This is a genomic window from Burkholderia sp. 22PA0106, from assembly GCF_047497155.1.
GTDB lineage: Bacteria > Pseudomonadota > Gammaproteobacteria > Burkholderiales > Burkholderiaceae > Burkholderia.
In genome coordinates this window covers 1266217-1279124 of record NZ_CP163163.1, presented here as the reverse complement: position 1 = coordinate 1279124, position 12908 = coordinate 1266217, and the positions used below count along the sequence as shown (strand labels likewise).

The window sequence follows — 12908 nt, the reverse complement described above, 5'->3', positions numbered from 1 at the left end:
TTTTATCGGAATGCGAAATATCGAAACGGGTCATGCGACCTGCGTCACACCATTTTCAACGCGGCGGCAGCGCCCTTCGCACTTTGTGCGAGGCCGCCAAGCTGCTGCGCGGTGTTTTTCAGCGCACCGGCCTGCGCCAACGCGCCCTGCGCTCCCGACGGCAGGACACTGCCCAGGGCCTGCTGCGCCATGCCCATTCCCTTCGAAGCGATCGCGCCCGTGAGCGCGGACGTTCCCCCCGAAGCAACCGAACCGGCCATGCCGGCCAACCCGGCGACATTGCCGAGCGCACCGCTGCTGCCCCCCATCGCACCGAGCCCCTTCGACGCAAGCGAACCAGCCGCACCGAGCATGCCGCCCACCCCGCCGGACGACGCCGAGCCCACCGCACCGGCCACGCTGCTCGCCGTCTTCGCCACCGACGCCAACGACGCCAACGAAGGCAGCGCCCCCGCCGAAGGCAGCAAGGACCCGAGCCGCGATTGCGCGGCCGGCCCCGCATCGGCGCTCGCCGTATCGGCGGCCGCCGGCCAGGTGGGCGGTGCGAATTCGCTGGCCTTGTCGCTCTGCACGCGCGGGTCCTTGCCGAACGCCACCTGCACCACGCCGGGCGGCAAGCCGCTCACCACGGCCTTGCCGCTCGCGTCGAGCGCGCCCTGGCGCAGCACGCCGCCGTTCGCGTCGAGCACCGAGAACAGCCCGCCCTTCACGGCCTCGCCGTTCGCATACTGATGCAGCAATTCCAGTTGCCCCGGCTGATCGGGCCGCGCGGACGGCAGCGGATAACCCATGCTGGCCGGCCCCGCGAACGTATGCGACGCGCCCTTCACGTCGACGGTGCCCGGCGCGTGGATCTCGATGTTGCCGCCCGACAGCCGGATATAGCCGCCGCCGCTGGTCAGCAAGATGCCCTGGTCGGCCGCCAACTGCACGGAATCGGTGGCGGACAGCAGCTTGACGGTTTTCTGCGCGGTCACCTCGACGTTGTCGTCCTGCGCCTGAATCTCGACCTTGCCCTTCGCGGCGAACAGCTTCATGCCGGCGCCCTGCACGAACAGGCTCAGTTTCTGGCCGATGCTCGCGATCAACGACTTGCCGGCGACGAGGTGGGTGCTCTGCCCGCTGACGAGATTGATGTGCTGCGCGGCGGCCAGATGCACGGATTGCTGCGTCGAGATGCCGATGCCGGACGGGCTGCCGAACACCATCACCGGTTGCTGAAAAACGTTGGCGCTGCCGGTGCCGCCGCCGGCCGTGTTGCCGCCCGAGGCAGCCGCGCCGCTGCGGCTGCTCTGCGTCGCGTCGGTCAACTCGCGCAACGCGTCGTGCGCATCCTGCAGGCTTTCGGCCTGATGCTGCACGCTGACGGACGACAGCGATTCGACCAGGCTTTCCGCGCCCACCAGTTGCTGCTGGGTTTCGCGCACGTCGAGCGGCTGGCTGTTCGCGGCCTTCGGATGCGTGGTGACGTACAGCCCCTGCGTCGCACGCACGGCGCCGTAATCGTCGGTACGCAGATCGAACCCGCTGCCCAGATACCCGCCGCGCGAATTGCCGCTCTGGTCGATCAGGTAGCCGAGGTGCAGCAAACTGTTCGCACTGCTGCTCATCAGTTGCAGGCGGTTCTGGCCGGTGGCGTCGTCGAGCACCATCTGGTTGTAGCCGCTGCCGGCATACTCCTTCGAGCGATGGCCCGACAGGATGCCGTTGCTGTGCCATTGCGGCGTGGCCTGGCCGTTATAGACCCGCGCCACGGCGATCGGCCGATCGCAATCGCCGCCGATATGGTCGATCAGCACTTCCTCGCCCACCCGCGGCATATGCACGCCGCCGTAGCCGCCGCCGGTATCGGATTGCACCACGCGCACCCACGTCGACGCGCCCTGGTCGCCGGGGTTCACGCGATCCCAGACAAAACGCACGCGAATGCGGTTCAGCTTGTCGGTATACACCTCCTCGCCATCCGGGCCGACCACGATCGCCGTCTCCAGATGCATCTCGGGCTTGCGATGCTCGACCGGGCTGCGATACGGCACGTTGGTCCGCTGCGCCTCGACCGCAACGCGATAGAACCCCACCGAGCCATCGTCGTGCGCGACCTGCTCGGCCGCGTCCTCGGCACGCGCCTCGGCCAGCGCGGCTTCGAGGCTGTGCGGAAAGTGCGGCGCGCCGGTCACCGGCAGGTTGTTCTCGATCCACCACGCCACCTCGATCGCGGCGAATTCGCGCTGCGCGGCGGGGTCGCCGTCGTGCACCGGGTGATCGGCCAGCGTGAAGCGGCGGCCGGCATCGAGCGCACGCACGCCGCCCGCGCCGTGAAAGCGCTTGGCCTGCGACTCCCATTCCTCCATGCGGACCTGCGAGAGCTTGTCGCCGTGCGACTGGTCGCCGAACGTATAGCCGCCGGTGTACTCGTACACGTCGAGCTGATCGGGCAGCGCGCCCTGGTTTCCCATGGTCGGCGTCTGCGTGCCTTTCGGGTTCGCCGGCACCGACGGGTTCTTGTAGTCGAACGTGCGCGTGGTCAGCGTGACGCTCTGCAGCGTGCGCGTGCCGGACCACTGCGTCAGCGCATCGGTTTCGGCACCGGTCGCCATGCGTGCGAAGTTGACGGTAGCCGGCGATAGTTCGGGCAACGATGCAATCGCATCGGTCACGACAAGCGTATGCGATTTACCGTCGCTGCCCTGCTCCCAATAACCGAACCAGCCTTCGCTCTCGAACAGCCGATGGACGAAATTCCAGTCGGTTTCACTTTGCCGCGTAAAGGAACGATTCGCGGCCGGTTGCGACAGCGCGAAACGGAAATGCCCCTGCGCCTCGGGATGCGCATTGAAAATATCGGTGACGATCGCATCGGCGCTCTTGTCGATCCAGATTTTCTGATCGCGCCGAAAATGCAGCAGATGCAGCCACGCGCTGACAGTCAATTGATACGTGGTCAGGCCGCCGTCGGCGCCGAGCCGGCGCGCGGTGAATACATGGCCCTGAATCGGCCGATAACTGGCATCGGCCTGTTGAATCCACAGCGTGACCGCTTGCGCGATCAGCGATTTCAACGCGATGTCGTCGTCGGAGGAAACGACGTCGAGCGTAAAGGTGTAATCGCGCCCCACCGTCGAACGGCCGACGACGCGTTGTATGACCAGTTTATCGGCCCCGAGCGGGGTATCGAGTTTCACGAGCCGGTCCTGCTGAATCACACCGGCCTGTATCGCCCCCGCGATATCCTGCACGTTCATGGTGGTTCGCCCTTGTTCTTATCCAGTGCTCTCGGAAAGCGTCTGATCAATCGATTGGCGATTGTAACCGGCGAGTTAGTCAATCGTGAACGCCATGCCGATGACAATCGAGATTTCACCTTCTTTCAACAAATCGATTATTCGATAACAGGCAATTCATGCCGAATCAAAATGATCGAGATATGAATCGAGTAATTTTTTCTCGTCGTGATTACCCGGTTTGATCGGCGATTCATGACGCCAAGATGGCATCGGCCTTACGGGTCGGACAGATCCGGCCGGTTCGTCCCAAGAAAATGAAACGAACTATGACGAGCCTTTTTTCGGCCACAAAACGATGCAACACTACGAGTCGTTTTGCTTTTCCGGCGCGCCCGCGCGGGCAGCCGTCGCGTTTCCTCTACCGTTCCGGTGCGCGCGCCTTGCGCTCACCTTCTCACGAGGTGTTCGCCACATGCGACTCCGAAGCGCATCGTCCGATCTGTTGTTCTTCCTGAGGTCCTGGTTCGAGAATCCGCTGAACGTCGCCGCGATCGCGCCGTCCGGCGAGCCGCTAGGCCGCCTGATCACACGCGAGATCACCGGCTCCGACGGCCCCGTGCTCGAACTCGGCGCCGGCACCGGCGTCTTCACCAAGGCGCTGCTCAGGCGCGGCGTGGCCCAGCGCGACCTGATCCTGGTCGACAACACCGACCGTTTCGCGGCGCTGCTGGCCCAGCGTTTTCCCGACGCGAAGATCGTGATCGGCGACGCGGCCAGGCTCGAATCGCTCGGCGTGGCGCTGCCGCAATCGGTCGGCTCGGTGGTCAGCGGCCTGCCGCTGCTGTCGATGCCGAAGCCGAAGGTGGCCGCGATCCTGGGAGGCGCATTCCACTATCTGCGCGAAGACGGTGCGTTCTTTCAGTTCACCTACGGGTTTCGCTGCCCGATTCCGCGTGCCACGCTCGACGCGCTGGGCCTGAAGGCGACCTGCGTGGGCCGCGTGATCCGCAACCTGCCGCCGGCCGCTGTTTACCGAATTTCACGCAAATGAAAACGGGCGGCGCGAAATCGCTCGCGCCGCCCGCCTCCATCCTGCGATTGAACGGCGGCAACCGGCCGCCGTTGTCGTTCAGCTTGCGCCGATGCCCGACGACACCTTCCAGAGATCGACGTTGCCGTCCTGCGCGTGACGATCGATCTCGGCCAGTTCCTCGGCCGTGAACGTCAGTTGCTTGACCGCGTCGAGCGAATCGTCGAGCTGCGCCACCGTGCGCGCACCGATCAGCGTGGACGACACGCGCGGGTCGCGCAGCGTCCAGGCGATCGCCATCTGCGCGAGCGTCTGGCCCCGCCGTTCCGCGATCGCATTCAGCGCACGGATGCGCTCCAGGTTCTGCTCGTTGAGCATGCCGGCGTTCATCGACCCGCTGCGGCCCACGCGGGCGTCGGCCGGCACCTCCTTCAGATATTTCGAGGTCAGCAAGCCCTGCGCGAGCGGCGAGAAGCCGATGCAGCCCACGCCCAATTCCTCGAGCGTCGGCAGCAGGCCGTGCTCGATGCTGCGGTTCAGCATCGAATAGTTCGGCTGGTGAATGAACAGCGGCACGCCCTCGGCGCGCAGGATCTTCTCGGCTTCGCGCGTCAGTTCCGGCGAATACGACGAGATGCCGACATACAGCGCCTTGCCCTGCCGATGCAGTTGCACGAGCGCGCCCATCGTTTCGTCGAGCGGCGTGTTCGCGTCGACGCGATGCGAATAGAAGATGTCGACGTAATCGAGCTTCATGCGGCGCAGGCTCTGCTCGCAGCTCGCGATCAGGTGCTTGCGCGTGCCGGTCGGGCCGCCGTACGGGCCGGGCCACATCTGCCAGCCGGCCTTGGTCGAGATCACGAGTTCGTCGCGATACGGTTTGAAATCAGCGGCCAGCCAGCGCGAGAAATTCTCCTCGGCGGAGCCGGCCGGCGGGCCGTAGTTGTTGGCCAGATCGAAGTGCGTGACGCCGCGATCGAACGCGCGGCGCAGCACGGCGCGGCCCGTCTCGAACACGTCTACGCCGCCGAAGTTCTGCCAGAGGCCCAGCGAGATGGCGGGAAGCACCATCCCGCTGCGGCCAACGCGACGGTACGGCATCGCGTCCTTGTATCGATTCGAATCAGCCAGATACTGCGTCATGGGTCGTCTCTCCTGAACCGTGGGACTACCCGGCTTCGCCGTTGCGAAACCGGGCGGGTCGCCTGCAAAACGCCAAGTGTAGGGACAGCCGGCAGTTCAGGGAAATGGATTCTGCAGATCGCATTGATCTATTTTCGAAATAGATCGGCGGACCTGTGCGCTGCTCTCGCGCCGCTCAATCCTTCGGCGCGTAATGCATCTCGCCGTTGCCGAACGACCAGTCCTCGCGCGCGACGTCCACCAGGTTGATCCAGACATCTTCCTTGCGCAGGCCGGTTTTCGCGTGAATGCCGTCGGCCACGGCGCGATAGAACGCCTTCTTCACCTCCACCGTGCGGCCGGCGTTCCAGGTGACCTGGATGAACACGATGCTCGGCGTGTACGTGACGCCGAGATAGCCGTCGGCCGGGTAGATCAGCTCGTCGGGCGCGTGCCGCGAGATGACCTGGAACTTGTCGTTCGGCGGCACGTTGGCGACGGTGGTCATCGCTTCGTACACCGTATCGCTGATCGCCTTGACGACTTCGGGCGAGGTGTCCTTGGACAGGCTGATTCGTGCGAGGGGCATGAGATTCTCCGTGGAGGATGCGGCACTGGCGTGCAGCGGATGTTCAGAGTAGGCTGACGGCCATGTTTCCACAAGAGAATGATATTCATCATCAACATGACGAATCGGAATGATGATTGACGAACTCAGATCGTTTATCGCGGTGATCGACGCGGCCTCGCTCACGCGCGCCGCCACCGGCCTGTACGTGTCGCAATCCACCGTGTCGAAGCGCATCCAGCGCCTGGAAGCGATGCTCGGCGCGACGCTGTTCGACCGCAACGCCAAGCCGCCGCGCCCCACCGCGCTGGCGGGCCGCATCTACGAGCAGGCCGTGCCGCTGCTGCGCGCGCTGGAACAGCTGCACGACATCGCGCGCGACGACGCCGCGCCGGTGGGCACGCTGCGCTTCGGCCTGCCGCAGGTGCTGGCCGATATCGTGATGTTCGATGCGGTGGTGGCGATGAAGCAGCGCTTCGCGGCGCTGGAGGTGAAGCTGCTGACCGACTGGAGCACGCGCCTGCAGGACAGGATCGAGCGCGGTGCGCTCGACGCGGCGATGCTGATGTTGCCGGAAGACGCCCCGCTGCCGGACGGCCTGGCCGGCAGCCGCGTCGCGCGCTTCGACGTGAAGGTCGTGCAGAGCGCCGCGAAGCCGCTGGCCGAGCGCCGCGCCGCGATAGCATCGCTGGCGGCGCACGAATGGATTCTGAACCCGGACGGATGCGGCTATCGCGCCGCGCTCGAACGCGCGCTGGCCGACCAGGGCCACGCGCTCCGGCTCGGCGTGGATACCTATGACACGGACATGCAATTGCGGCTCGTCGCCAGCGGGCTCGGCCTCGGGCTGGTGCCGCACGCCGTGCTGAAAGCCAGCCCGTGGCGCCGCCAGTTGCGCGTGATCGAGGCCGGCGATTTCGACCTGAAGCTCGACATCTGGCTGGTGTTTGCGCCGCAACTCGGCAATTTCAAGCGCGCGGTGGCGGTGCTGACCGAATCGGTCGCGGCGTCGTTCGCCGATCAGGCGCGGCAGGGCAAGGGCCGCTGAAGCGAGGCTTGCCTCAGCCCGCCACGCCCTCGCCCTGCGCGCGCACCGCGCCGGGCGGCCGGCCGATGGTGCGCTTGAACGCGCGGCTGAACGCGGCGAGCGAACCGTAACCGAGCCGATACGACACGGCCTCGATCGGTTCGCGGTCGCGCGCGATCCACTGCGCGGCCAGCCGCATGCGCAGCTCGGTCAGGTAGCGCACCGGCGTCATGCCGGTGGCCGCCACGAAGCGCTCGGCAAACACCGAACGCGAATTGCCAGCCTCGGCGGCCAGCTCGGCCACCGTCCAGTTGCGGCCCGGCTCGCGATGCAGCGCGACGATCGCGCGGCCCAGGCGCGGGTCGCGCAGCGCCTGCACCCAGCCCTCGGCATCGCCGCAGCCGCACTCCACCCAGCCGCGCACGATGAACGCGGCCACCACGTCGGCCAGCCGCGCCAGCACCGCCGCAAAACCGGCGCGCTCCAGACACGATTCGCGCTCCATCGCATCGAGCATCGCGCGCAGCTCGGGGTAGCGTTCGAGCAGCGTGCCCACATGCATGATCTCGGGCATCGACGCGACCAGCGGCTGCATCCCGCCGAGGTCCAGCTCCATCCAGCCGCTGAAGATCAGCACGTCGTCGGCCACCTCGCCGCTCGCGAGCCGATCCTCGTGCATCGCGTTGATCGCCGCGATCGTTTCGCACAACTTCGAAGAATCGAACTCGGTGATCTCGGTGCACGGAACATCCGGCGCCGACAGCAACGAATGCAGGCCGCCGTGCGGCATCAGCACGGCGTCGCCCGCGCGCAGCTCGATGGTCTCGCCGCTCGCCGCGCGCAGCAGCGCCGTGCCGCGCCCGACGAAGTGGAACTGCGCGCAATCGGGCGCGTTGTTCAGGCGCATGCCGAACGGCGGCGCGACGTGAATGCGCCGGTATTGCACGCCCTTCAGGCGCATGCCGAGCAGCAGCTCGCTGACGAGATCGTGGCTGTCGGGGTCGAATCCGCGGAGTTCGGGCATCGTTGTTTCGGACGATTGATCAAGTTTTGCGGATTGTATGTCATAGACCGTCATCCCGCTGATCCGTAATCTGTGCGCTCGTCGTAAACCCTGAGCGGACGCTACACACCCATGGAAATCGCCACCCCCACCCCCGACACCGCGATCCCCGTCGCCCATCCCGCATGGAGCGCCGTGTATGCGATGTCGCTCGGCGTGTTCGGGCTCGTCACGGCCGAATTCCTGCCCGCGAGCCTGCTCACGCCGCTCGCCGACAGCCTCGGCATCACCGAAGGCACGGCCGGCCAGGCCGTCACCGTGACCGCCGCGGTGGCGCTCGTCACCAGCCTGCTGACCGCCGTGGCGACACGCGGAATCGACCGCCGCCGCGTGCTGCTGGCGTTCTCGCTGATGCTGATCGCCTCGAACGTGATGGTGGCCTCGGCCAGCGGCTTCGGCGCGATCCTGATCGGGCGCGTGCTGCTCGGCATCGCGCTCGGCGGCTTCTGGACCATGTCGGCCGCCACCACCATGCGGCTGGTACCGGCCGCGATGGTGCCGCGCGCGCTGTCGATCATCTTCAGCGGCGTGGCCGTGGCGACCATCGCCGCCGCGCCGCTCGGCAGTTATTTCGGGCACCTGATCGGTTGGCGCAACGTGTTCTACGCAGCGGCGGCAATCGGCGCGATCGCGTTCGCGGCCCAGTTCGCCACGTTGCCTTCGATGGCGCCGAGCGGCACCACGCGCCTGCGCACGCTGATCGACGTGCTGCGCCGGCCGACCGTCGGCATCGGCATGTTCGCCGTCACGCTGGTGTTTACCGGCCACTTCGCGTTCTTCACCTACCTGCGCCCGTTCCTCGAAGACGTGGCCGGCGTGGGCGTCAACGCGCTGTCGATGATCCTGCTCGGCTACGGCGTGGCGAACTTCCTGTTCACGCCGGTGGCGGGCCGCGTGCTCGAGCGCGGGCTGCGGCCGATGATGATCGCGATGCCGGCGCTGATGGTGGTGCTCGGGGTGGCGCTGTCGCTGTTCGGCCGGCTGCCGCTGGTCGATGCGGTGCTGGTGGCCTTGTGGGGCGCGGCGTTCGGCGGCGTGCCGGTGGCCTGGACCACCTGGGTCACGCGCACCGTGCCCGACGAGGCGGAAAGCGCCGGCGGCCTGATCGTGGCGGCCGTGCAGCTGGCGATCTCGCTGGGCGCGGCGGCCGGCGGCGTGGTGTTCGATTCGCGCGGTGCGACCGGCGTGTTCGTCGCAGCGGCCGTGGTGCTGATCGTTGCAGTCGCAACCATCGTGGCCGGCGTGCCGGTGCGGCGCGAACTGAAGCAAGCCAGGTAAGCCGCACTGCGCGGGCCGAACAGGCCGCACGCGTCTCGTTCCGGCGAGCGCGTGCGGCCTGTTTTCATTCGGGCAGCCGCCCGCCGGTTCAGCGCGTCGCGCCCACCGTCAGCAGCGCGTGATAGGCGGCATCGTTGCCCTGCGCCTGCGCGAGCCGCAACGCCGTGGTGCCGCGCGCGTCGGCGTGATCCGGGTTCGCGCCGCGCTTGACCAGCTCGGGCAGCAGGTCGAGCCGCCCGAACAACGCGGCGAACGACAGCGCCGTCTCGCCCGAATGGTTGACCTGATCGATCGCGCACGGCGTGTTCATCAGGCGCCGCGCGGTGTCGAGTTCGCCCTTGAAGATCGCGCCCATCAGCGCGGTGTTGCCGTTGCGGTCGCCCACGCAGGCGTTCGCGCCGTGCGACAGCAGGAAATCCATCGCCTGCGGCTGCGCATCGTAGGCCGTCAGGATCAGCGCCGTATAGCCCTGGCGCGTCGTCGCGTTTATCGGATACCCCGCCTGGAGCAGCGCGTCGAGGATGTCGGTACGGCCAAGCCGGGCCGCGGCGAACCAGTCGTCGTCGTAATGATGAACGTCCGGCACCGCAGCGCCGGGCTCCGGCTTGTGGAGCACAGGCGCCGTGCAGGCGCCGAGCGAAAGCAGCAGCGCGGCGAGCGCGGCCTTGAAGCGGAGGGAGTCGATGCTGCGGAAGGGCATGTCATAAGGCTCCGTCGGGAAATGGGGCATGCGATGCACGAGCCGGCGGGCGAGCGCATGGCCGATGCGCCCGCCTGCCCTGCCGATGCCGCGCGAGGCGGCACCGGCACGCCGCTTACTTGTCGCTCAGCGACGCGGCTTGCGACTGCACGCGCGACAGATCGGCGTGGGTCGCGGCGGCCAGGCGCTTGCCGTAATCGGCATCGGCCTTGTAGAAGTACGACAGCATGGTGATCTTGTTGTCGTCGTTGGTGACGTGGTTCAGGTCGGCCGACAGCGCCGTCACCAGATCCGCCTTGCCCTGCGACGACAGCGAGCGGTAGTACTCGCCGGCCTGGCCGAAGTTCATCGTCTTGTGGATCGCGGCCTGCTGGGTGGTGCCGTGCAGCGGCGTCTGCACGTACTTGTATTGCGGGTCCTGCGGGATCTCGCCGAGCGTGGACGGCTCGTAGTTGACCTCGCCCTTGCGGTCGCCCGCATTCATCAAGCCATCCTGATTATTGTTGACGACCGGCACGCGCGGGCGGTTGATCGGCAGCGAGTTGAAGTTCGGCCCGATGCGGTACATCTGCGTGTCGGCGTACGAGAACATCCGCCCTTGCAGCATGCGGTCTTCCGACGGCTCGATGCCCGGCACCATGCGCGACGGCGCGAACGCCGATTCCTCGGTCGTCTCGAAGTAGTTGTCCGGCACGCGGTTCAGCACCATCGTGCCGATCTTGCGCTCCGGCACGTTGCTCCACACCTTGGTGTCGTCGAGCGCATTGAAATCGAACTTGTCGAGATCGTCCGGGTTCAGCACCTGGATATACAGGTCCCACTTCGGATCGTCGCCGCGCTTGAGCGCGCCGTACAGATCGTTCGACATCAGGTTCCAGTCGCGGCCGATCGAGGCCGGGATGTCCTTCGGACGAATCCCTTCCATGCCCTGCTCGCTCTTCCAGTGGAACTTCACGTAATGCACCTGGCCCTGCGCGTTGACGAGCTTGAACGCATGCACGCCGAAGCCGTCCATGCGCCGGTACGAATCGGGCATGCCTTCGTCGCTGTAGAGGCGCGTGAGCATGTTGGTCGCTTCGGGAGCGTGCGCGAAGAAGTCGAACGCGAGGTTCGCATCCTGCACGCCGGTCACCGCGCTCGGCTTGTTGGCGTGAACGAAATCGGGGAACTTGATCGCATCGCGGATAAAGAAGATCGGCAGGTTGATGCCGACCAGATCCCAGTTGCCCTCGCTCGTATAGAACTTGGTGGCGAAGCCGCGCGGGTCGCGCGCCTGTTCGGGCGAGCCGCGATAGCCCATCACCGTCGAGAAGCGCACGAACACCGGCGTATGCTCGCCGGGCACGAACACCTTGGCGCGCGACAGATCGGAGATATCCGCATCGGCCACGAACTCGCCGAACGCGCCGGTGCCGCGCGCATGCACGACGCGCTCGGGAATCCGCTCGCGGTCGAAGCGCTGCAGCTTTTCGATCAGATGGGAATCCTGCAGGAGGACCGGGCCGGCGGGGCCGGCCGTTTGCGAATTCTGGTTGTCGCCGACGGGCGAACCGTTATCGCGCGTCAGGTTCGCGGCAAACGCCGACGACGACATCAGCAGGCCGACAGCCACCGGAATCGCCCAACGCGACTGATTGTTTTGCTTCTTCATTTCGTCTCCGTGAGGAAGTGATACCACTGGGGATGTGGCAAATCGGGACGAAATGGATGCTATTTATTCGAAGCAAAACGCTCCAATTGGAATTCGCAATAGCGGAAATAGCGATGCTCAATCAGATGCCCGGATCGGCTGGCCACGGTCGTTCATGACCGCCTTCAAACCCTTTCCGGATAAGGCTCGCAGCCTTCCTCAAGCAACCCTCAATTGATCAGCAATCCGATATTTCCCTGCAACTCAAAGCACGATTTTAAAAATCGTGATAGCCATTTTCTGATAATTAATTACTGCGTCGCATCAATTGCAATTGCCGATTTTTACCGGGTGCAATCGCACATCGGCAATAATTCACTCGTATTTCTGTCAGGCGTGCAGGCTGTCCGTCATCCGCGTCTCATCGGTGCGCGCGCGCGTGGCCGCGCCGTGCTCCGGTTCCGCGTCGACCGCACCTTGGCGCTCGCCATCGCCCGAAAAATAGTAGCCCGCGCGGCGCACGGTGCGAATGAAGCGCTTGCCGTTCGGGTCGTGGAGCTTGCCGCGCAACTGCTTCACATGCACCTCGATCAGGTTGGTGCCCGGATCGAAATGATGCTGCCATACGGCCTCGAGAATCATGCGCCGCGTGACGACACGATCCTGGTTCTGCATCAGGAATTCGAGCAGCCGGAATTCGGTGGGGCGCAGCATCACGAGCGTCGAATCGACGAACACGATGCGTCGAATCCGGTCCAGCACGATCCCCGCCGCGTGCAACTGCGCGCTGGCCGACGGGTCAGCCGGCAACGGCGCGCGCGATTGCCGCCGCAGCAGCGCCAGCGTACGGGCACCCAACTCATCGAAGTCGATCGGCCAGGGCTGATAGTCGTCGGCGCCGGCCTTCAGCATCCGCACGCAGCGCTCGATGCTGCCGCTTGCGTCGGTCGCGAGGATCGGCACGCTCACGCCGGTTGCGCGCATCGCGCTGACGATGGTCGGCCCGTCGACGTCGGCAATGTCGTGCGCGACGATCACCAGCGTATAGCCGCCGCCCGTCACGCGATGCAGCGCGTCGCGCGCCGTGACCGCCTGTTGCGGCCACAAGCCTTCCTGCCCGAGTACCGCCGCGATCTGCCGGTATTGCGCATCGTCGGGTTCGATCACGAGGATATGGCTCATCGGCGGCCTCCCATCGGTTGCACGGGTTCGGTCCTGCGGTTCGGCACGCGCGGGCGGGATGCGCCCGCGCGACGCTTCGACACC

At 66.1% G+C, this 12908-nt stretch carries 10 protein-coding genes; 3 read left to right on the top strand and 7 right to left on the bottom strand.

Annotation, left to right across the window (positions count from 1 at the left end; genetic code table 11):
- Positions 1 to 44: 44 nt before the first annotated feature.
- Positions 45 to 3242 (bottom strand): type VI secretion system Vgr family protein, encoded by a 3198-nt coding sequence (locus AB4850_RS20670; protein ID WP_414444858.1) that lies wholly within the window; start codon positions 3240 to 3242, stop codon positions 45 to 47.
- Between the two features lie 454 nt (positions 3243 to 3696).
- Here AB4850_RS20670 and AB4850_RS20665 point away from each other — a divergent pair, with 454 nt between their 5' ends.
- Positions 3697 to 4275, top strand: a complete 579-nt coding sequence (locus AB4850_RS20665) for a class I SAM-dependent methyltransferase (RefSeq protein WP_414444857.1) — start codon at positions 3697 to 3699, stop codon at positions 4273 to 4275.
- Between the two features lie 78 nt (positions 4276 to 4353).
- Here the strand turns inward: AB4850_RS20665 and mgrA are convergent, their stop codons facing one another.
- Positions 4354 to 5397 carry an L-glyceraldehyde 3-phosphate reductase gene (gene mgrA / locus AB4850_RS20660; protein ID WP_414444856.1) on the bottom strand — a complete coding sequence of 348 codons (1044 nt, stop codon included), beginning with the start codon at positions 5395 to 5397 and terminating at the stop codon, positions 4354 to 4356.
- 175 nt (positions 5398 to 5572) lie between these two features.
- Positions 5573 to 5965 carry a tautomerase family protein gene (locus tag AB4850_RS20655; protein WP_414444855.1) on the bottom strand — a complete coding sequence of 131 codons (393 nt, stop codon included), beginning with the start codon at positions 5963 to 5965 and terminating at the stop codon, positions 5573 to 5575.
- A 109-nt stretch (positions 5966 to 6074) separates the two neighbouring features.
- On the opposite strand from AB4850_RS20655, the gene AB4850_RS20650 reads away from it, so the two are divergent.
- Positions 6075 to 6992: a LysR family transcriptional regulator gene (locus tag AB4850_RS20650; protein ID WP_414444854.1), complete on the top strand. Its 918-nt coding sequence runs from the start codon at positions 6075 to 6077 to the stop codon at positions 6990 to 6992.
- Between the two features lie 13 nt (positions 6993 to 7005).
- On the opposite strand, the gene AB4850_RS20645 is transcribed toward AB4850_RS20650, so the two are convergent.
- On the bottom strand, positions 7006 to 7995 hold the full coding sequence (locus AB4850_RS20645) for an AraC family transcriptional regulator (RefSeq protein WP_414444853.1): 990 nt from the start codon (positions 7993 to 7995) through the stop codon (positions 7006 to 7008).
- Positions 7996 to 8106: 111 nt separating this feature from the next.
- Between AB4850_RS20645 and AB4850_RS20640 the strand changes: the two genes are divergently transcribed.
- The gene (locus AB4850_RS20640; RefSeq protein ID WP_414444852.1) at positions 8107 to 9312 is read left to right on the top strand and encodes an MFS transporter; all 1206 of its coding nucleotides are present in this window, start codon (positions 8107 to 8109) and stop codon (positions 9310 to 9312) included.
- Positions 9313 to 9400: 88 nt separating this feature from the next.
- Here AB4850_RS20640 and AB4850_RS20635 read toward each other — a convergent pair whose 3' ends face one another.
- The 3 genes from AB4850_RS20635 to AB4850_RS20625 all read right to left on the bottom strand — a co-directional run bounded on the left by AB4850_RS20635 (position 9401) and on the right by AB4850_RS20625 (position 12824).
- Positions 9401 to 10012 carry an ankyrin repeat domain-containing protein gene (locus AB4850_RS20635; RefSeq protein ID WP_414444851.1) on the bottom strand — a complete coding sequence of 204 codons (612 nt, stop codon included), beginning with the start codon at positions 10010 to 10012 and terminating at the stop codon, positions 9401 to 9403.
- Between the two features lie 115 nt (positions 10013 to 10127).
- Positions 10128 to 11606 carry a catalase gene (locus AB4850_RS20630; protein WP_414445568.1) on the bottom strand — a complete coding sequence of 493 codons (1479 nt, stop codon included), beginning with the start codon at positions 11604 to 11606 and terminating at the stop codon, positions 10128 to 10130.
- Positions 11607 to 12032: 426 nt separating this feature from the next.
- On the bottom strand, positions 12033 to 12824 hold the full coding sequence (locus AB4850_RS20625; protein ID WP_414444850.1) for a response regulator transcription factor: 792 nt from the start codon (positions 12822 to 12824) through the stop codon (positions 12033 to 12035).
- Positions 12825 to 12908 lie beyond the last annotated feature (84 nt).

Bases quoted from the DNA above. Each gene is read 5' to 3' on its own strand.
- AB4850_RS20645 (WP_414444853.1), bottom strand. From the start codon at position 7,995: ATGCCCGAACTCCGCGGATTCGACCCCGACAGCCACGATCTCGTCAGC.
- AB4850_RS20625 (WP_414444850.1), bottom strand. From the start codon at position 12,824: ATGAGCCATATCCTCGTGATCGAACCCGACGATGCGCAATACCGGCAG.
- AB4850_RS20670 (WP_414444858.1), bottom strand. From the start codon at position 3,242: ATGAACGTGCAGGATATCGCGGGGGCGATACAGGCCGGTGTGATTCAG.
- AB4850_RS20640 (WP_414444852.1), top strand. From the start codon at position 8,107: ATGGAAATCGCCACCCCCACCCCCGACACCGCGATCCCCGTCGCCCAT.
- AB4850_RS20635 (WP_414444851.1), bottom strand. From the start codon at position 10,012: ATGCCCTTCCGCAGCATCGACTCCCTCCGCTTCAAGGCCGCGCTCGCC.
- AB4850_RS20630 (WP_414445568.1), bottom strand. From the start codon at position 11,606: ATGTCGTCGTCGGCGTTTGCCGCGAACCTGACGCGCGATAACGGTTCG.
- AB4850_RS20650 (WP_414444854.1), top strand. From the start codon at position 6,075: ATGATGATTGACGAACTCAGATCGTTTATCGCGGTGATCGACGCGGCC.
- AB4850_RS20655 (WP_414444855.1), bottom strand. From the start codon at position 5,965: ATGCCCCTCGCACGAATCAGCCTGTCCAAGGACACCTCGCCCGAAGTC.
- AB4850_RS20665 (WP_414444857.1), top strand. From the start codon at position 3,697: ATGCGACTCCGAAGCGCATCGTCCGATCTGTTGTTCTTCCTGAGGTCC.
- mgrA (WP_414444856.1), bottom strand. From the start codon at position 5,397: ATGACGCAGTATCTGGCTGATTCGAATCGATACAAGGACGCGATGCCG.